Below are 20366 nucleotides of genomic sequence, written 5' to 3' on the forward strand. Positions count from 1 at the left end.
AAAAATCTGGATCAAGCTGAAAATTGAAACGACACACATGTTATGTGTGTTCGAGTCTCTCAAATTTTCGCAAACCGATGATGAATCGAAAGAAACATCTTCGGGTTGTGAGGTTAAGCGACTAAGCGTACACGGTGGATGCCCTGGCAGTCAGAGGCGATGAAGGACGTGCTAATCTGCGAAAAGCGCCGGCGAGGTGATATGAACCTTTGACCCGGCGATGTCCGAATGGGGAAACCCAGTGTGTTTCGACACACTATCGTTAACTGAATACATAGGTTAACGAGGCGAACCGGGGGAACTGAAACATCTAAGTACCCCGAGGAAAAGAAATCAACCGAGATTCCCCCAGTAGCGGCGAGCGAACGGGGAGCAGCCCGGAGTCTGAATCAGCTTGTGTGTTAGTGGAACGGTCTGGAAAGTCCGACGGTACAGGGTGATAGTCCCGTACACGAAAATGCACAGGTTGTGAACTCGAAGAGTAGGGCGGGACACGTGGTATCCTGTCTGAATATGGGGGGACCATCCTCCAAGGCTAAATACTCCTGACTGACCGATAGTGAACCAGTACCGTGAGGGAAAGGCGAAAAGAACCCCGGCGAGGGGAGTGAAAAAGAACCTGAAACCGTGTACGTACAAGCAGTGGGAGCCTCTTTATGGGGTGACTGCGTACCTTTTGTATAATGGGTCAGCGACTTATATTCTGTAGCAAGGTTAACCGTATAGGGGAGCCGAAGGGAAACCGAGTCTTAACTGGGCGTTAAGTTGCAGGGTATAGACCCGAAACCCGGTGATCTAGCCATGGGCAGGTTGAAGGTTGGGTAACACTAACTGGAGGACCGAACCGACTAATGTTGAAAAATTAGCGGATGACCTGTGGCTGGGGGTGAAAGGCCAATCAAACCGGGAGATAGCTGGTTCTCCCCGAAAGCTATTTAGGTAGCGCCTCGTGAACTCATCTTCGGGGGTAGAGCACTGTTTCGGCTAGGGGGCCATCCCGGCTTACCAACCCGATGCAAACTACGAATACCGAAGAATGTTATCACGGGAGACACACGGCGGGTGCTAACGTCCGTCGTGAAGAGGGAAACAACCCAGACCGCCAGCTAAGGTCCCAAAGTCATGGTTAAGTGGGAAACGATGTGGGAAGGCACAGACAGCCAGGATGTTGGCTTAGAAGCAGCCATCATTTAAAGAAAGCGTAATAGCTCACTGGTCGAGTCGGCCTGCGCGGAAGATGTAACGGGGCTAAACCATGCACCGAAGCTGCGGCAGCGACACTATGTGTTGTTGGGTAGGGGAGCGTTCTGTAAGCCGTTGAAGGTGGCCTGTGAGGGTTGCTGGAGGTATCAGAAGTGCGAATGCTGACATAAGTAACGATAAAGCGGGTGAAAAGCCCGCTCGCCGGAAGACCAAGGGTTCCTGTCCAACGTTAATCGGGGCAGGGTGAGTCGACCCCTAAGGCGAGGCCGAAAGGCGTAGTCGATGGGAAACAGGTTAATATTCCTGTACTTGGTGTTACTGCGAAGGGGGGACGGAGAAGGCTATGTTAGCCGGGCGACGGTTGTCCCGGTTTAAGCATGTAGGCGGAGGTTCCAGGTAAATCCGGTACCTTTTAACGCTGAGGTGTGATGACGAGGCACTACGGTGCTGAAGTAACAAATGCCCTGCTTCCAGGAAAAGCCTCTAAGCATCAGGTAACATCAAATCGTACCCCAAACCGACACAGGTGGTCAGGTAGAGAATACCAAGGCGCTTGAGAGAACTCGGGTGAAGGAACTAGGCAAAATGGTGCCGTAACTTCGGGAGAAGGCACGCTGATATGTAGGTGAAGCCCCTGCGGGTGGAGCTGAAATCAGTCGAAGATACCAGCTGGCTGCAACTGTTTATTAAAAACACAGCACTGTGCAAACACGAAAGTGGACGTATACGGTGTGACGCCTGCCCGGTGCCGGAAGGTTAATTGATGGGGTTAGCGGTAACGCGAAGCTCTTGATCGAAGCCCCGGTAAACGGCGGCCGTAACTATAACGGTCCTAAGGTAGCGAAATTCCTTGTCGGGTAAGTTCCGACCTGCACGAATGGCGTAATGATGGCCAGGCTGTCTCCACCCGAGACTCAGTGAAATTGAACTCGCTGTGAAGATGCAGTGTACCCGCGGCAAGACGGAAAGACCCCGTGAACCTTTACTATAGCTTGACACTGAACACTGGTCCTTGATGTGTAGGATAGGTGGGAGGCTTTGAAGCGTGGACGCCAGTCTGCGTGGAGCCAACCTTGAAATACCACCCTTTAATGGCTGGTGTTCTAACGTAGACCCGTGATCCGGGTTGCGGACAGTGTCTGGTGGGTAGTTTGACTGGGGCGGTCTCCTCCCAAAGAGTAACGGAGGAGCACGAAGGTTAGCTAATCCTGGTCGGACATCAGGAGGTTAGTGCAATGGCATAAGCTAGCTTGACTGCGAGAGTGACGGCTCGAGCAGGTGCGAAAGCAGGTCATAGTGATCCGGTGGTTCTGAATGGAAGGGCCATCGCTCAACGGATAAAAGGTACTCCGGGGATAACAGGCTGATACCGCCCAAGAGTTCATATCGACGGCGGTGTTTGGCACCTCGATGTCGGCTCATCACATCCTGGGGCTGAAGTAGGTCCCAAGGGTATGGCTGTTCGCCATTTAAAGTGGTACGCGAGCTGGGTTTAGAACGTCGTGAGACAGTTCGGTCCCTATCTGCCGTGGGCGCTGGAGAATTGAGGGGGGCTGCTCCTAGTACGAGAGGACCGGAGTGGACGCATCACTGGTGTTCGGGTTGTCATGCCAATGGCACTGCCCGGTAGCTAAATGCGGAAGAGATAAGTGCTGAAAGCATCTAAGCACGAAACTTGCCCCGAGATGAGTTCTCCCTGAGACTATAAGTCTCCTGAAGGAACGTTGAAGACGACGACGTTGATAGGTCGGGTGTGTAAGCGCAGCGATGCGTTGAGCTAACCGATACTAATGAACCGTGAGGCTTAACCTTACAACGCCGAAGCTGTTTTGGCGGTGAGAGACGATTTTCAGCCTGATACAGATAACAGAATTTGCCTGGCGGCTTTAGCGCGGTGGTCCCACCTGACCCCATGCCGAACTCAGAAGTGAAACGCCGTAGCGCCGATGGTAGTGTGGGGTCTCCCCATGTGAGAGTAGGGAACTGCCAGGCATCAAATAGAAGAACCCCGTACCGTAAGGTGCGGGGTTTTTTGCTTTGGGCGTTATTCCTCTCCTTGAAACTTTCTCACCTTCCTCTTGCAGACTCGACATTCAGGCCGGATCTCGGTATTGTTAGCTGTCTGGATGTCTAAACGTTTATACGTATGCTTTGAGGATTCAACGATATGCCGATTCGGGTGCAGGACGAGCTACCAGCCGTCAATTTCTTACGTGAAGAGAACGTCTTTGTGATGACGGCTTCACGCGCAACAGTTCAGGAAATTCGCCCGCTGAAGGTTCTTATTCTCAACCTGATGCCGAAAAAGATTGAAACAGAGAATCAGTTCCTGCGTCTGCTTTCAAACTCTCCGCTGCAGGTCGATATTCAGCTGCTGCGGATCGATGCGCGCGAGTCACGCAACACGCCTTCTGAGCACCTGAACAACTTTTACTGTAACTTCGATGACATTCAGGGGGAAAACTTCGACGGCCTGATTGTGACCGGCGCACCGCTCGGTCTGGTTGAATTTAACGATGTCGCCTACTGGCCGCAGATCAAACAGGTCCTGGAGTGGGCAAAAGATCACGTCACGTCCACCTTGTTTGTTTGTTGGGCGGTCCAGGCTGCACTGAATATTCTTTATGGTATCCCTAAACAAACCCGCACTGAAAAGCTCTCCGGCGTATACGAACACCACATTCTTCATCCACATGCTCTGCTGACGCGCGGGTTTGATGATTCGTTTCTGGCGCCGCATTCGCGCTATGCCGATTTCCCGGCGCAGCTGATCCGTGATTACACCGATCTGGAGATCCTGGCCGAAACGGAAGAGGGGGATGCATACCTGTTTGCCAGCAAAGATAAGCGCATTGCCTTTGTAACCGGGCATCCTGAATACGATCCGCATACCCTCGCGTCAGAGTATTTCCGTGATGTCGAAGCGGGTCTTAATCCGGATGTGCCGTACAACTATTTCCCGAAAAACGATCCACAAAACAAACCGAGAGCAACCTGGCGCAGCCACGGGAATTTGCTTTTTACAAACTGGCTCAACTATTACGTCTACCAGATCACACCATACGATCTGCGACACATGAATCCGACGCTAGAGTAATCTTCTGCATTAAACGATCCTAAAGCGTTTCAGCTGTTCGCATCAGGCACCTTCGGGTGCCTTTTTTATTTCCGAAATTCTACTCAACATTGAGAAAAACTTTAATTTCATACTGATCAATGAGTTAACGTTATAGATTAAATAAAATGGAAATTGTTTTTGATTTTGGAAAAAATAGAGATAGTCTTAATTCTGCTGAGCGAAAACTACACAACGATCTTTCGTTCGCATCGGGGGCGTGATTTTAGATCTTTGATGAGGAGCAGAGTAATGACTCAACAGGCAACGACGGTCGACGAACTGGCCTTTACCCAGCCGCATGGTGAGCAAGAACAGCAAATATTGACGGCAGAGGCGGTCGAATTTCTGACTGAACTGGTGACCCGCTTTACGCCGCAGCGCAATAAGCTGCTGGCAGCACGCATTCATCAGCAGCAGGAAATTGACGATGGCAAGTTGCCTGGGTTTATTTCGGAAACCGCTTCCATTCGCCGGGGTGAGTGGAAAATTCGTGGTATTCCTGAAGATTTACAGGATCGCCGCGTTGAGATCACCGGTCCGGTAGAACGCAAAATGGTGATCAACGCCATGAACGCGAACGTTAAAGTCTTTATGGCTGATTTTGAAGACTCGCTGGCACCGGACTGGCGTAAGGTTATCGAGGGGCAAATCAACCTGCGCGACGCCGTGAACGGCACCATCAGCTATACCAACGAAGCCGGGAAAATCTATCAACTTAAACCGAATCCGGCGGTGCTGATCTGTCGCGTACGCGGTCTCCATCTGCCTGAAAAACACGTCACCTGGCGTGGGGAAGCCATTCCCGGCAGCCTGTTTGATTTCGCGCTCTATTTCTTCCACAACCACAAAAACCTGCTGGCAAAAGGCAGCGGCCCCTATTTCTATCTGCCAAAAACGCAGGCCTGGCAGGAAGCGGCGTGGTGGAGTGAGGTGTTCAGTTATGCAGAAGATCGTTTCAACCTGCCACGTGGCACCATCAAAGCCACCCTGTTGATTGAAACGCTGCCTGCGGTTTTCCAGATGAACGAAATTCTGCATGCCCTGCGTGACCACATCGTCGGCCTGAACTGTGGGCGTTGGGACTATATCTTCAGCTATATCAAAACCCTGAAAAATTATCCCGATCGTGTACTGCCCGATCGTCAGGTCGTCACTATGGATAAGCCGTTCCTGAGCGCCTACTCGCGCCTGCTGATCAAAACCTGCCACAAGCGCGGTGCCTTTGCGATGGGCGGCATGGCGGCATTTATTCCGAGCAAAGACGCGGAGCGTAACAATCAGGTGCTCAACAAAGTGAAGGCCGATAAAGAGCTTGAAGCGCGTAACGGTCATGACGGAACGTGGATCGCCCATCCGGGCCTCGCAGACACGGCAATGGAAGTCTTTAACCGCGTACTCGGTGACAATAAAAATCAGCTCTTTGTTACGCGCGAAGAGGATGCGCCAACGGCTGAAGAACAGCTGCTGGCACCGTGTGCAGGTGAACGTACGGAAGAGGGCATGCGCGCCAACATTCGCGTTGCGGTGCAGTACATCGAAGCGTGGATCTCCGGCAACGGCTGCGTGCCGATCTACGGCCTGATGGAAGATGCCGCCACGGCGGAAATCTCCCGCACCTCTATCTGGCAATGGATCCATCATCAAAAAACGCTCAGCAACGGCAAGCCGGTGACCAAAGCCCTGTTCCGCCAGATGCTGGCCGAAGAAATGCGGGTGATCCAGGACGAGTTGGGCGAACACCGCTTCAGCAGCGGACGTTTTGACGATGCTGCACGCCTGATGGAACAAATCACCACCTCAGATGACTTAATCGACTTCCTGACCCTGCCGGGCTACCGCTTCCTGGCGTAACTCACCACATAACAATATGGAGCATCTGCACATGAAAACCCGTACCCAACAAATCGAAGAACTGAAGAAAGAATGGACACAACCGCGCTGGGAAGGCATTCGTCGTCCGTACAGCGCGGAAGAAGTGGTGAAATTACGCGGCTCGGTCAATCCGGAATGCACGCTGGCGCAAAATGGCGCGGCGAAAATGTGGAAGCTGCTGCACGGTGGTTCCAAAAAGGGTTATATCAATAGCCTCGGGGCGTTGACCGGCGGTCAGGCACTGCAGCAGGCGAAGGCCGGTATTGAGGCTATCTATCTTTCCGGCTGGCAGGTTGCGGCGGATGCCAACCTGGCATCCAGTATGTATCCGGATCAGTCCCTCTACCCGGCGAACTCCGTGCCGTCGGTGGTTGATCGAATCAACAACACCTTCCGCCGTGCGGATCAGATCCAGTGGGCGGCAGGCATCGAACCCAACGATCCGCGCTTTATTGACTACTTCCTGCCGATCGTCGCGGATGCGGAAGCGGGTTTCGGCGGCGTGCTGAACGCGTTCGAGCTGATGAAATCAATGATTGAGGCCGGTGCAGCGGCCGTTCACTTCGAAGATCAGCTGGCATCGGTGAAGAAGTGCGGACACATGGGCGGTAAGGTGCTGGTTCCGACCCAGGAAGCGATTCAGAAACTGGTTGCCGCGCGTCTGGCGGCAGACGTGCTCGGCGTGCCGACGCTGGTCATTGCCCGTACCGATGCGGATGCGGCTGACCTGATCACCTCTGACTGCGACCCGTACGACAGCGAGTTCATCACCGGTGAGCGCACCAGCGAAGGGTTCTATCGTACCCATGCAGGCATCGAACAGGCGATCAGCCGTGGCCTGGCGTATGCCCCTTACGCCGACCTGGTCTGGTGTGAAACCTCCACGCCGGATCTGGCGCTGGCAAAACGTTTTGCCGATGCCATTCATGCGAAATATCCGGGCAAACTGCTGGCCTATAACTGCTCGCCGTCCTTCAACTGGCAGAAGAATCTGGATGATAAAACCATCGCCAGCTTCCAGCAGCAGCTTTCTGACATGGGCTACAAGTACCAGTTCATTACCCTGGCGGGTATCCACAGCATGTGGTTCAACATGTTCGACCTTGCACATGCTTATGCGCAGGGTGAAGGCATGAAACACTACGTCGAGAAGGTTCAGCAGCCAGAATTCGCCGCCGGAAAAGAGGGTTATACCTTCGTTTCTCACCAGCAGGAAGTGGGTACGGGCTACTTCGACAACGTGACCACCATCATTCAGGGCGGTGCCTCCTCCGTCACCGCCTTAACGGGATCAACCGAAGAAGCACAGTTCTAATCGTTTCCCCCTCTCCCCCCTCGGGGAGAGAGTTGGGGTGAGGGGGAATATATGTCGCGTGGCCTGGAATTACTGATTGCTCAGACTATTTTGCAGGGCTTCGATGCCCAGTATGGTCGTTTTCTTGAAGTGACATCCGGTGCGCAACAGCGCTTCGAACATGCAGACTGGCATGCGGTTCAGCAGGCCATGAAGCAGCGTATTCACCTTTATGACCACCACGTGGGTCTGGTGGTGGAGCAGTTGCGCTGTATTACCGATGGTAAAAGCCCGGATGCGGACTTTTTACTGCGCGTGAAAGAGCACTACACCCATTTATTACCTGACTACCCGCGCTTCGAGATTGCGGAGAGCTTTTTCAACTCCGTCTATTGCCGGTTATTTGACCACCGCTCATTATCTCCTGAGCGGTTATTTATCTTCAGCTCTCAGCCTGAACGACGATTTCGTGCTATCCCACGTCCGCTGGCGAAAGATTTCTTCCCGGAACGCGGGTGGGAGAAGCTTTTGCACCGTGTGCTAACCGATTTGCCGCTGCGTTTGCCCTGGGAGAATAAAACCCGGGATATAGGTTATATCCACACCCACCTGCGTGAAACCTTCGGCGAGGCGTTACTCGGCCGCAGCCACTTGCAGGTTGCCAACGAGCTTTTCTACCGCAATAAAGCCGCCTGGCTGGTAGGAAAACTGGTCACGCCATCGGCCATCGTACCGTTTCTGCTACCCATCCATCGGACAGATGACGGGGAACTGTTTGTCGATACCTGCCTGACCACCAGCGCCGAGGCCAGCATTGTATTTGGCTTCGCCCGCTCCTATTTCATGGTGTACGCACCGTTGCCTGCCGCGCTGGTGGAATGGCTGCGGGAGATCCTGCCGGGCAAAACCACCGCCGAGCTGTATATGGCGATTGGCTGTCAGAAGCACGCTAAAACGGAAAGCTATCGGGAATACCTGCGTTATGTCACCACCGCAGATGAACAGTTTATCGAAGCGCCTGGCATTCGCGGCATGGTGATGCTGGTGTTTACGCTTCCGGGGTTCGACCGCGTATTTAAGGTCATTAAAGACCGGTTCGCGCCGCAGAAAGAGATGACCGCCGCGCACGTCCGCGCCTGCTATCAGCTGGTCAAAGAGCATGACCGTGTCGGACGTATGGCGGATACTCAGGAATTCGAAAACTTTGTGCTGGATAAGCAACAGATCGACCCGGCGCTGATGGCGCTTTTGCTCAAGGAAGCATCGGGGAAAATCACCGATCTTGGCGACAAAATCGTGATTAGCCATCTTTACATCGAGCGCCGCATGGTGCCGCTGAACATCTGGCTGGAGCAGTCCGAGGGTCAGGCGCTGCGCGATGCTATAGAAGAATACGGTAACGCGATTCGCCAGCTTGCCGCGGCCAATATTTTTCCGGGCGATATGCTGTTTAAAAACTTCGGCGTCACGCGCCACGGGCGAGTGGTGTTTTATGATTATGACGAAATTTGCTACATGACCGAAGTGAATTTCCGCGATATCCCGCCGCCCCGTTACCCGGAAGATGAACTGTCTGGTGAACCGTGGTACAGCGTTTCGCCGGGCGATGTCTTTCCCGAAGAGTTTCGCCACTGGCTGTGCGCCGACCCGCGCATCGGGCCGCTATTTGAAGAGATGCACGCCGACCTTTTTCGTGCCAGCTACTGGCGTGGGCTGCAAACGCGGATCAAAAACGGGCATGTGGAAGATGTGTACGCTTACCGCCGCAAGCAGCGGTTTTGCATCCGGTTTAACGAATCCCACCATACGCCAGCGTCACCTCTTTCGCCGCCTTAATCACCAGCGCACCTAACTCGGTAACGCGGTCGTCGGTCATGCGCGAAATCGGCCCGGAGATAGAGATGGCGGCAAACGGCTCGCGGTGCTCGTCAAAGATACAGGCCGCGATACAGCGCAGACCCAAAGCATGTTCTTCATCATCAAATGAATAGCCACGTTTGCGGGTTAACGCCAGATCCTCTTTCAGATGCACCGGCGAAACCAGCGTGGCATGGGTATAGGCGTGCAGCCCTTTACGATGCAGCAGCCCTGTCACCTGATCTTCGCTGAGCTGAGACAGAAACGCTTTTCCTGCCCCGGACGCATGCATCGGCAGCTTACCGCCAATCGGCGCGGACATACGCATCAGCTGCGTGCACTGCACCTGATCGATAATGATTGCCTGATGATCGCTCTGGTCAAGCACCGCCAGGTTTACCGTCTCGCCGGAATCTTCCATCAGCTTGCGCAGAATCGGATGCACAATCGCCAGCAGATTGCGGCTTTGCAGGAAGCTGCTGCCAACGATAAAGGCATGTGCGCCCACCGCCCAGTGTCCCAGCTCGCCGACCTGGCGGACAAAGCCCAGCTGCTGCATAGTGGTCAGCAGGCGGTGCGTGGTGGAGTTCGGCAGGCCAGCCTGCTGGGCCAGCTCCGTCAGGGCCACGCTGCTGTGCGACTCGGCTATCCACTCCAGTAGCTTCAGACCGCGCGTGAGCGATTGAACCTGTCCGCTCGGTTGTGCAGCGGGGGTGGCAGCAGGTTTTCTGCCGCGTTTGGCGGGAACGGTCGCGACCATGACGATCTCCTTTTTCTGTATCGTGGAAATCATTTTCGTTTTATTTGGTGATTTTGCAACCGTTATCCTGACTGATCGGAGGAGTGATGGTGAACATGTCTCATGTTACCGCTGTGTGACTTTTCCACCCTGCGAGATTGTGCCAGTATGGAACGCAGCCTTTTGGCCTTGTTGAGCGTTGTCGGGAGCAAGTGTGAGCAGCAAAGTAGAGCAACTGCGTGCGCAGTTAAATGAACGAATTCTGGTGCTGGACGGCGGCATGGGCACGATGATCCAGGGCTATCGTCTGAGTGAAGACGATTTCCGCGGCGAACGCTTCGCTGACTGGCCTTGCGATCTGAAAGGTAACAACGACCTGCTGGTGCTCAGCAAGCCGTCCGTCATTAAGGATATCCACAATGCCTACTTCGAGGCAGGGGCAGATATCGTTGAAACCAACACCTTTAACTCGACAACCATCGCCATGGCGGATTACCAGATGGAATCCCTGTCGGCGGAGATCAACTTTGAGGCGGCTAAACTGGCTCGTGCCTGCGCAGATGAATGGACTGCCCGCACGCCGGACAAACCGCGCTACGTTGCCGGGGTGCTTGGCCCAACCAACCGCACCGCATCAATCTCACCGGACGTCAACGACCCGGCATTTCGTAATATCACCTTTGACCAGCTGGTCGCTGCCTACCGTGAATCGACCAAAGCGCTGGTGGAAGGCGGTTCCGACCTGATCCTGATTGAAACGGTTTTCGACACCCTCAACGCCAAAGCCGCGATTTACGCGGTGAAAGAGGAGTTCGAGGCACTGGCCGTTGACCTGCCGATCATGATTTCCGGCACCATCACCGACGCTTCCGGCCGTACCCTGTCCGGCCAGACCACAGAAGCGTTTTATAACTCCCTGCGCCACGCGGAAGCGCTCTCCTTTGGCCTGAACTGTGCCCTGGGGCCAGATGAACTGCGCCAGTACGTGCAGGAGTTATCGCGCATCGCAGAATGCTATGTCACCGCGCACCCGAACGCCGGTCTGCCCAATGCCTTTGGTGAATACGATCTGGATGCCGACACCATGGCGGCGCAAATCCGCGAGTGGGCTGAATCTGGCTTCCTGAACATTGTTGGCGGCTGCTGCGGCACCACGCCGGAACACATTGCCGCCATGAGCAACGCCGTGGCCGGGCTGCCGCCGCGTAAGCTGCCTGAGCTTCCCGTTGCCTGTCGTCTTTCTGGTCTCGAGCCGTTGACCATTGGCGACGACAGCCTGTTTGTGAACGTGGGTGAGCGGACTAACGTTACCGGTTCCGCGAAGTTCAAACGTCTGATCAAAGAAGAGAAATACAGCGAAGCACTGGACGTCGCCCGCCAGCAGGTGGAAAGCGGCGCACAGATTATTGATATCAACATGGACGAGGGGATGCTCGACGCCGAAGCGGCGATGGTGCGTTTCCTCAACCTGATTGCCGGCGAGCCGGACATTGCCCGCGTGCCGATCATGATCGACTCCTCCAAATGGGAAGTCATCGAAAAAGGGCTGAAGTGCATTCAGGGTAAAGGCATCGTCAACTCTATCTCGATGAAAGAGGGCGTTGATATCTTTATCCACCACGCGAAGATGGTCCGCCGCTACGGTGCCGCCGTGGTGGTCATGGCCTTCGACGAAGTGGGCCAGGCGGATACCCGCGAGCGTAAAATTGAGATATGCCGCCGCGCGTACAAGATTTTGACCGAAGAGGTGGGTTTCCCGCCGGAAGACATCATCTTCGACCCGAACATTTTCGCCGTCGCGACCGGGATTGAAGAGCATAACAACTATGCCCAGGACTTTATCGGCGCATGTGAAGATATTAAACGTGAATTGCCGCATGCGTTAATCTCCGGCGGCGTGTCGAACGTGTCGTTCTCGTTCCGCGGCAACGACCCGGTGCGTGAAGCGATCCACGCCGTGTTCCTCTACTACGCCATCCGCAACGGTATGGACATGGGGATCGTTAATGCCGGCCAGCTGGCGATTTACGATGACCTCCCTGCCGAGCTTCGCGACGCGGTAGAAGATGTCATCCTTAACCGTCGCGACGACGCCACCGAGCGCATGCTGGACCTCGCGGAGAAATACCGCGGCAGCAAAACGGATGAATCGGCCAACGTTCAGCAGGCCGAGTGGCGTTCCTGGGACGTGAAAAAGCGTCTGGAATATTCGCTGGTGAAAGGCATCACCGAGTTTATTGAGCAGGACACCGAAGAAGCGCGCCAGCAGGCAGCCCGCCCGATTGAGGTGATCGAAGGCCCGCTGATGGACGGCATGAACGTGGTCGGCGATCTGTTCGGCGAGGGAAAAATGTTCCTGCCGCAGGTGGTGAAATCTGCCCGCGTGATGAAGCAGGCCGTGGCCTATCTGGAGCCGTTTATCGAGGCCAGCAAAGAGAAAGGCTCCAGCAACGGCAAGATGGTCATCGCCACCGTGAAGGGCGACGTGCACGACATTGGCAAGAATATCGTCGGCGTGGTGCTGCAGTGCAATAACTACGAAATTATCGACCTGGGGGTAATGGTCCCGGCGGATAAAATCCTCAAAACCGCGCGTGAGGTGAATGCCGATCTGATTGGCCTTTCCGGGCTGATCACGCCGTCGCTGGACGAGATGGTCAACGTGGCAAAAGAGATGGAGCGTCAGGGCTTCACTATTCCGTTATTGATTGGCGGGGCAACCACGTCGAAAGCGCATACGGCGGTAAAAATCGAACAGAACTACAGCGGTCCGACGGTCTACGTGCAGAACGCCTCGCGCACCGTAGGCGTGGTGTCCGCACTGCTCTCCGACACTCAGCGCGATGATTTCGTGGCGCGCACCCGCAAAGAGTACGAAACCGTCCGCATCCAGCACGGTCGTAAGAAACCGCGCACGCCGCCGGTTTCACTTCAGGCGGCGCGCGATAACGATCTGGCGTTTGACTGGTCCAGCTATACCCCGCCGGTTGCGCACCGTCTGGGCGTGCAGGATGTCACCGCCAGCATCGAAACGCTGCGTAACTACATTGACTGGACGCCGTTCTTCATGACCTGGTCGCTGGCGGGCAAATATCCGCGCATCCTCGAGGATGAGGTGGTAGGTGAAGAGGCGAAGCGGTTGTTTAAAGATGCCAATGACATGCTCGACAAGCTGAGTGCAGAGAAATCCCTCAATCCGCGCGGCGTGGTGGGGCTGTTCCCGGCGAACCGCGTGGGTGACGATGTGGAAATCTACCGCGATGAAACCCGCACGCATGTGCTGACCGTGAGCCATCACCTGCGTCAGCAAACGGAGAAAGTGGGCTTCGCCAACTACTGTCTGGCGGATTTCGTCGCACCGAAACTGAGTGGCAAAGCCGACTATATCGGCGCCTTTGCGGTAACCGGCGGACTTGAAGAGGATGCGCTGGCGGAGGCATACGAAGCGCAGCATGATGATTACAACAAAATCATGGTCAAAGCGATTGCCGACCGCCTGGCGGAAGCCTTCGCTGAGTATCTGCATGAGCGCGTACGTAAGGTGTACTGGGGCTACGCGGCCAATGAAAACCTCAGCAACGAGGAGCTGATCCGCGAAAACTACCAGGGCATTCGCCCGGCGCCGGGCTATCCGGCCTGCCCGGAGCACACCGAAAAAGGCACCATCTGGAAACTTCTCGATGTTGAGGCCCATACGGGGATGAAACTCACCGAGTCGTTTGCCATGTGGCCAGGTGCCTCTGTTTCCGGCTGGTATTTCAGCCACCCGGACAGCAAGTACTTTGCCGTGGCGCAGCTACAGCGCGATCAGATCGAAGATTACGCCCTGCGCAAAGGCATGAGCGTGTCAGAAGTCGAGCGCTGGCTGGCGCCTAATCTCGGCTACGACGCCGACTAAAATCACTTTTCCTTACAACAAACAGGGCGCTCATGGGGCGCCCTGTCTCTTTCTTACGTTTAAACCCTTATACTGAACCTAAGGAAAATGAATAACGATAAGGAGGAAAATCTTCCGTGCTGACCCTGTTACATCTGCTCTCCGCAGTCGCACTGCTCGTTTGGGGGACGCATATCGTCCGTACCGGCGTGATGCGCGTCTTTGGTGCTCGTTTACGCACCGTTCTCAGCAGCAGCGTTGAGAAGAAGCCGCTCGCCTTTTGTGCGGGGATAGGCGTCACGGCGCTGGTTCAGAGCAGTAATGCCACCACCCTGCTTGTCACCTCCTTTGTGGCACAGGATCTGGTGGCGCTCGCGCCGGCACTGGTGATCGTGCTGGGGGCCGACGTGGGTACCGCGCTGATGGCGCGTATTCTGACGTTCGATCTCTCCTGGCTGTCGCCGCTGCTGATTTTCATTGGCGTCATCTTCTTCCTCGGGCGCAAACAGACGCGTGCCGGGCAGCTTGGGCGCGTGGGGATTGGCCTGGGGCTGATCCTGCTGGCGCTGGAGCTGATTGTGCAGGCGGTCACCCCCATCACCGAGGCCAACGGCGTTCAGGTCATCTTCGCCTCTCTGACCGGTGACATCATGCTGGACGCGCTGATTGGCGCGGTGTTTGCCATCGTCAGCTATTCAAGCCTGGCAGCCGTATTGCTGACGGCCACGCTCACCGCTGCCGGGGCGATCTCCTTCCCGGTGGCGCTATGTCTGGTGATTGGTGCGAACCTGGGGTCTGGCCTGCTGGCAATGCTCAACAACAGTGCCGCCAACGCTGCGGCTCGCCGCGTGGCGCTCGGCAGCCTGCTGTTTAAGCTGGTGGGTAGCCTGATTATCCTGCCGTTTGTGCACCCGCTGGCGAACCTGATGGATAACCTCTCGCTGCCGAAAGCGGAGCTGGTGATCTATTTCCACGTTTTCTATAACCTGGTGCGCTGCCTGGCGATGGTGCCTTTTGCGGGGCCGATGGCCCGCTTTTGCGAACGACTCATTCAGGATGAACCGGAGCTGGATGCGCGCCTGAAACCGAAGCATCTGGATACCTCCGCGCTGGATACCCCGGCGCTGGCGCTGGCGAATGCCGCCCGCGAGACGCTACGCATGGGTGATGCGATGGAAACCATGCTCGAAGGGCTGCAGAAGGTGATGCACGGCGAACCGCGCGAAGAGAAAGAGTTGCGCAGGCTGGCGGACGATATCAACGTGCTTTATACCGCCATTAAGCTCTATCTGGCGCGTATTCCGCAGGATGAACTGGCGGAAGAGGAGTCTCGCCGCTGGGCAGAAATCATCGAGATGTCGCTCAACCTGGAGCAAGCCTCCGATATCGTGGAGCGTATGGGGAGTGAGATTGCAGATAAGTCACTGGCAGCACGTCGGGCATTCTCCATTGAGGGCCTGAAGGAGCTGGAGGCGCTCCACGAACAGCTGTTGAGCAACCTGAAGCTGGCGATGCTGGTCTTCTTCTCCAGCGACGTGCCGAGCGCGCGCCGCCTGCGTCGTAACAAGCATCGCTTCCGCATCCTCAACCGTCGCTACTCGCACGCCCACGTTGAGCGTCTTCACCAGCAAAACGTGCAGAGTATCGAGACCAGCTCCCTGCACCTGGGGCTGCTGGGGGACATGAAGCGTCTTAACTCGTTGTTCTGCGCGGTGGCCTATAGCGTGATGGAACAGCCGGATGAAGATGACGAGCGGGACGAGTATTAATCTCTGAAAGCGCCTCGCAAAACCGTTTTGCGAGGCGTGACACCTTATAAAGCGCCATTTACGCTGCAGACCTTACATTTTTAAGGGAATAGAAAATGCTCGTTTATTACGCTACACTTCGCCAATTCATGCGCATACCGATGGGGGTTCTCATGCGCACTACTCATGGCATCAAAAAATCAGTCAATGTGTCGTTAGCACCAGAAATCCTTGAAGAGGCGCGACGGCTTAAACTTAATCTCTCTGCTGTACTTACGGCTGCATTGCAGGAGCAGTTTCGTGCACATCAGCGTGCAGAGTGGTTAGAAGAAAATAAAGCGTCTATCGAGGCTATTAACCAGTGGGTTGATGAAAACGGCTCCTTTAGTGACTTTCAGAGGTCGTTCTGATGGAGCAATATTTTGCTTATGAGAATGAAGGTAAGGGGAAAACTGCCTATCCCTGGCTAATCAATATGCAGCATCCCGTGGCCAATGTGATGAAGCATGTTCTGGTCGCCCCCGCAGTTGAGCTTAGCCACCTGGGAGGCATTCAGCCGCCTGCGAAAGTGTGCCCTGTCGTTGAGATAGCGGGTAAGCCCTGCGTGGTTATGATGCACATGATGGCAGGCATATCGCCAAAAGAGTTAGGCGAGCGTGTCGCCGATCTTACTCAAAACCGGGCCTCATTGCGGGATGCACTCGATTTTTTGATCAACGGTTACTAACACTTTTTTGTCAGCCGCAAGGTAAGGTATATTTCGCCCTTCACAGGAGAAACTATGCTGCCAACTCAATCAACCCGATTAAACAAATACATTAGCGAGAGCGGGATCTGCTCACGTCGCGAGGCTGACCGTTACATTGAACAAGGTAACGTGTTTCTTAACGGCAAACGCGCCACCATCGGCGATCAGGTGGTGCCTGGCGACGTGGTCAAAGTGAATGGTCAGGTCATCGAACCGCGTGATGCAGAAGACCTGGTGTTTATCGCGTTGAATAAACCGGTTGGGATTGTCAGCACCACGGAAGACGGTGAGCGAGACAACATCGTTGATTTCGTGAACCACAGCAGCCGCATCTTCCCGATTGGCCGTCTGGATAAAGATTCGCAGGGGCTGATTTTCCTCACCAACCATGGCGATCTGGTGAACAAAATCCTGCGAGCCGGTAACGACCATGAGAAAGAGTACATCGTTACGGTAAACAAACTGGTAACGGACGAGTTTATCCGCGGGATGAGCGCAGGCGTGCCGATCCTGGGCACGGTGACGAAGAAGTGTAAGGTCAAGAAAGAAGCGCCTTTCGCGTTCCGAATTACCCTGGTACAGGGCTTAAACCGCCAGATCCGCCGCATGTGCGAGTACTTCGGTTATGAAGTGACGAAGCTTGAACGTACGCGCATCATGAACGTTAGCCTGTCCGGGATCCCGCTGGGCGAGTGGCGTGACTTGACGGATGACGAGCTGATTGAGCTGTTCAGGCTTATCGAAAACTCGTCGTCAGAAGCGAAGCCGAAGGCTAAGGCGAAGCCGAAAACCCAGGCGATTAAACGCCCGGTGGTGAAGGCGCCGCAGGCGGAAGAGAAAGGGCGAGGCAAGCCGGGTAACGGTAAGCGATTTACCCAGCCGGGTCGTAAAAAGAAAGGGCGCTGATTAGCGCCTTCCACGGGTTGACGTGCTGGCGGACCAGGAGAAGGTCGCCTCTGCATCCGGTTTATAAGCCTGCTCTTTTTTCAGTTTGCGGGCTTTCTTCGCCGCGGCGTCACGTTCCGCCATCAGCTTGTCGATGTACTCTTTTTTCACCTGATTGGTTTCGGCGTTCGTCAGCGTGCGGCCATGTGCAATGCGGGCGCGGTCGAGAAGCGTTTTCAGTTCGCGCTGCTCGGCTTCCGTCATGTCTTTCTGGGTCAAACGTGGTGTAGCCATTGCTGAAGCCTCCTGAGGGGGAGGCTTCAGTGTAAAGCAATTCAATCCTGTTTCACCGCTTCTTTTTTCGTTTGTGCATTAATCGGTTTTCCGGACCAGTAGCCCGCCAGCAGCGAACCTGAAAGATTGTGCCACACCGAGAACAGGGCACCCGGCAGGGCCGCCAGCGGCGAGAAGTAAATTTTGCCAAGCGCCGCCGCCAGACCGGAGTTCTGCATCCCGACTTCAATCGCCAGCGTGCGACAGGTGGATTCGTCGAAACCAAACAGCTTCCCGCCCCAGTATCCTCCCAGCAGTCCGATGGTGTTATGCAGCACGACTGCGACGATCACCACAAAACCGACGGAAGCAATGTGCGAGGCAGAACCCGCCACCACGGCGCTGATGATGGCCAGAATGCAGACCATCGAAAACGCAGGCAGGTAGGGCTCAACGGCTTTCACCACGCGCGGGAACAGATGGTGAATGACCAGCCCCAGTGCAATCGGGATCACCACAATCTGCAGAATGCTGAGCAGCATCCCCATCACGTCCACCTGAATATGCGCGTCCACGTACAGGCGGGTTAACAGCGGCGTGGCAATCACGCCCACCAGCGTGGAAACGGATGAAATAGTAACGGAGAGGGCAACATCCCCTTTCGCCAGATAGATCATGACGTTAGACGCCGTGCCGCTGGCGACGCTGCCCACCAGCACCATTCCGGCAGAGAGATCCGGCGGCATCTTAAAGGCCATCGCCAGCAGCCACGCCGCGAGCGGCATCACCAGGTAATGCAGGAAGATACCCGCAGCAACCGGAGCCGGGCGCGACAGCACGCGTTTGAAATCGTCGATTTTTAAATGCACGCCCATGCCGAACATAATCAGCATCAGCAGCGTGGCGACCCACGGACCAATACCGGTGAACGTGGCGGGCGTGTAATACGCGAGTACAGAGAGCAGCAGCGCCCATAAGGGGAACAGCCGGGTGATAACGGATAACATAGTGAATTCCTTGCAGTATTGTCGTGTTGTTTTGTTATGAAAAAGCCGGGTCTGTGCCCGGCTTATCGATATTGTTTAACGTGCTAACGAATTTTATTCAAACAAATTCTGATGAAGTTTCTGCACAACCTGCTCAGCCTGATCGGCAGGGACCAGGAAACAAAGGTTGTAGCTGGAGGCACCGTAGCAAATCATGCGGATGTTGAACGGGTCGAGCACACCAAACACCTCTTTGCCCACGCCGCAGGCGCGCGACAGCTTGTTGCCAATGATGGCCACCAGCGCCAGGTTTTCTTCCACTTCCACGCGGCACAGCTCGGACAACTCAATCAGCAGCGACTGCGTCAGCAGGGTATCGCCGGTGGAGGTCGAGCCGGTGGTATCCAGCGTCAGCGCAATGCTCACTTCGGAGGTGGTGATGAGGTCTACGGAGATGTTGTGACGCGCCAGAATGCCAAACACCTCTGCCAGGAAACCGCGGGAGTGGAGCATATTGTGGCTATGCAGCGTCACCAGCGTCTGGCGACGGCGCAGGGCCAGCGCACGGAACAGCGGTGGGTTTTCCGTTTTCTTGCAAACCAGCGTGCCGCCCGCTTTAGGATCTTTACTGGAGCCCACGAAGACCGGAATATCGCTGCGCACGGCAGGCAGCAGCGTTGCCGGGTGTAGCACCTTCGCGCCGAAGGTGGCCATTTCCGCCGCTTCTTCAAACGCGATCACATCAATACGTTTCGCCGCGGAAACCACGCGCGGGTCGGTGGTGTAGATACCCGGCACGTCAGTCCAGATATCCACACGGGTGGCATGCAGAGCTTCACCCAGCAGAGCCGCGGTGTAGTCGCTGCCGCCACGGCCCAGCGTCGTCGTGCGACCTTTGGCTTCGCTGCCGATAAAGCCCTGGGTGACCACCATGCCTTCAGCCAGGCGCGGGGCCAGTTGCTGGTTGGTGAGCTCAGCCAGCATCTCAACGTCCGGTTCAGCGCGGCCAAAACGGTCACTGGTGCGCATCACTTTACGCACGTCAAACCACTGCGCCTGAACGTTACGTTCGCGCATGATTTCAACAAACAGCAGGGTAGACATCAATTCACCGTGGCTGACCAGTTCATCGGTCAGGGCGGTGGAGGTGGCCAGAGACGCTGCTTCTGCCAGGGTGGTGATATTTTCCAGCAGGCGTTCCACTTCTTCGCGGATCACGTTTGGATTTTGCAGACGCTCAAGGATGTCGAACTGAATTTTGCGCAGTGCATCCAGCTTCACGAAACGTTCTGTCGCTTCCAGTCCTTCAGACAGAGAAACCAGCAGGTTCGTCACGCCAGCGGATGCGGAGAGCACCACCAGGCGGGTATTCGGATCGGCCAGCACCACATCGGCGCTGCGGTTCATGGCATCGTAGTCGGCCACACTGGTGCCGCCAAACTTGGCGACCACAAAACTCGTCATAACAACCTCGTGTCAGGGAATGAATAAGCGACCTTGGCACAAGAGTGAAACGAAAACAGGTGCAGGCGCAAAATACGGCCCTATAAATAAAATGCGGGGGAGGTCCTGTCAATGCTGGGATTATGCGGATTTTTTATGGGGGGGTACCCCTGAGAAACAGGACTTATAACAGGGCCATATTTTATGCTCCGTTTTACCCCCTTTTGACCGACAATTCGCCGCCCGGGAGGGCACTTCAGCAGCTATACTTTTCGGGTCTTTTCACCTGTGTTTGATGCAGGCCAGGGCAATGGCATAAAAAC

Annotated in this window: 13 protein-coding genes and 2 rRNA genes; 11 read left to right on the forward strand and 4 right to left on the reverse strand. The window is 55.3% G+C overall.

The window, feature by feature from the left end:
• Positions 1 to 111 precede the first annotated feature (111 nt).
• The 6 genes from L3068_RS01040 to aceK all read left to right on the forward strand — a co-directional run bounded on the left by L3068_RS01040 (position 112) and on the right by aceK (position 9323).
• Positions 112 to 3015: ribosomal RNA gene (locus L3068_RS01040) — 23S ribosomal RNA — on the forward strand.
• A gap of 64 nt (positions 3016 to 3079) precedes the next feature.
• Positions 3080 to 3195 (forward strand): 5S ribosomal RNA (rrf, locus tag L3068_RS01045).
• Positions 3196 to 3370: 175 nt separating this feature from the next.
• A complete protein-coding gene (gene metA / locus L3068_RS01050) occupies positions 3371 to 4300 on the forward strand; it encodes a homoserine O-acetyltransferase MetA (RefSeq protein WP_023331771.1) in 930 nt (309 codons plus the stop codon).
• A gap of 270 nt (positions 4301 to 4570) precedes the next feature.
• Positions 4571 to 6172 (forward strand): malate synthase A, encoded by a 1602-nt coding sequence (gene aceB / locus L3068_RS01055; RefSeq protein WP_045281844.1) that lies wholly within the window; start codon positions 4571 to 4573, stop codon positions 6170 to 6172.
• 31 nt (positions 6173 to 6203) lie between these two features.
• Positions 6204 to 7508, forward strand: coding sequence for an isocitrate lyase (aceA, locus tag L3068_RS01060; protein ID WP_045286166.1), 1305 nt, complete (start codon positions 6204 to 6206; stop codon positions 7506 to 7508).
• 51 nt (positions 7509 to 7559) lie between these two features.
• Complete coding sequence (gene aceK / locus L3068_RS01065; protein WP_014882086.1) at positions 7560 to 9323, forward strand: bifunctional isocitrate dehydrogenase kinase/phosphatase; 1764 nt, start codon at positions 7560 to 7562, stop codon at positions 9321 to 9323.
• On the opposite strand, the gene iclR is transcribed toward aceK, so the two are convergent.
• Positions 9277 to 10104: a glyoxylate bypass operon transcriptional repressor IclR gene (gene iclR, locus L3068_RS01070; RefSeq protein WP_014882087.1), complete on the reverse strand. Its 828-nt coding sequence runs from the start codon at positions 10102 to 10104 to the stop codon at positions 9277 to 9279. The two genes, aceK and iclR, sit on opposite strands and share 47 nt — an antisense overlap.
• Positions 10105 to 10297: 193 nt before the next feature.
• Here iclR and metH point away from each other — a divergent pair, with 193 nt between their 5' ends.
• From metH to rluF, 5 genes are all read left to right on the forward strand, one after another.
• The gene (metH, locus tag L3068_RS01075; protein ID WP_032637782.1) at positions 10298 to 13981 is read left to right on the forward strand and encodes a methionine synthase; all 3684 of its coding nucleotides are present in this window, start codon (positions 10298 to 10300) and stop codon (positions 13979 to 13981) included.
• A 116-nt stretch (positions 13982 to 14097) separates the two neighbouring features.
• Positions 14098 to 15729: a Na/Pi cotransporter family protein gene (locus tag L3068_RS01080; protein ID WP_014882089.1), complete on the forward strand. Its 1632-nt coding sequence runs from the start codon at positions 14098 to 14100 to the stop codon at positions 15727 to 15729.
• Positions 15730 to 15824: 95 nt separating this feature from the next.
• Positions 15825 to 16118, forward strand: a complete 294-nt coding sequence (locus L3068_RS01085; protein ID WP_023331775.1) for a type II toxin-antitoxin system CcdA family antitoxin — start codon at positions 15825 to 15827, stop codon at positions 16116 to 16118.
• Entirely contained in the window at positions 16118 to 16435 is a 318-nt protein-coding gene (locus L3068_RS01090; protein ID WP_029740630.1) for a CcdB family protein, read from the forward strand. Before L3068_RS01085 ends, L3068_RS01090 begins: the two co-directional genes overlap by 1 nt.
• Before the next feature lie 54 nt (positions 16436 to 16489).
• A complete protein-coding gene (gene rluF, locus L3068_RS01095; protein WP_032637776.1) occupies positions 16490 to 17362 on the forward strand; it encodes a 23S rRNA pseudouridine(2604) synthase RluF in 873 nt (290 codons plus the stop codon).
• On the opposite strand, the gene L3068_RS01100 is transcribed toward rluF, so the two are convergent.
• The 3 genes from L3068_RS01100 to lysC all read right to left on the reverse strand — a co-directional run bounded on the left by L3068_RS01100 (position 17363) and on the right by lysC (position 20064).
• Positions 17363 to 17635: a YjbD family protein gene (locus L3068_RS01100; RefSeq protein WP_014882093.1), complete on the reverse strand. Its 273-nt coding sequence runs from the start codon at positions 17633 to 17635 to the stop codon at positions 17363 to 17365.
• A gap of 41 nt (positions 17636 to 17676) precedes the next feature.
• A complete protein-coding gene (gene panS / locus L3068_RS01105; RefSeq protein WP_045135510.1) occupies positions 17677 to 18621 on the reverse strand; it encodes a ketopantoate/pantoate/pantothenate transporter PanS in 945 nt (314 codons plus the stop codon).
• A 93-nt stretch (positions 18622 to 18714) separates the two neighbouring features.
• Positions 18715 to 20064 (reverse strand): lysine-sensitive aspartokinase 3, encoded by a 1350-nt coding sequence (lysC, locus tag L3068_RS01110; RefSeq protein WP_023331779.1) that lies wholly within the window; start codon positions 20062 to 20064, stop codon positions 18715 to 18717.
• Between the last annotated feature and the right edge of the window lie 302 nt (positions 20065 to 20366).

The organism is Enterobacter cloacae complex sp. ECL414, from assembly GCF_021869685.1.
Taxonomy (GTDB): Bacteria; Pseudomonadota; Gammaproteobacteria; order Enterobacterales; family Enterobacteriaceae; genus Enterobacter; species Enterobacter kobei.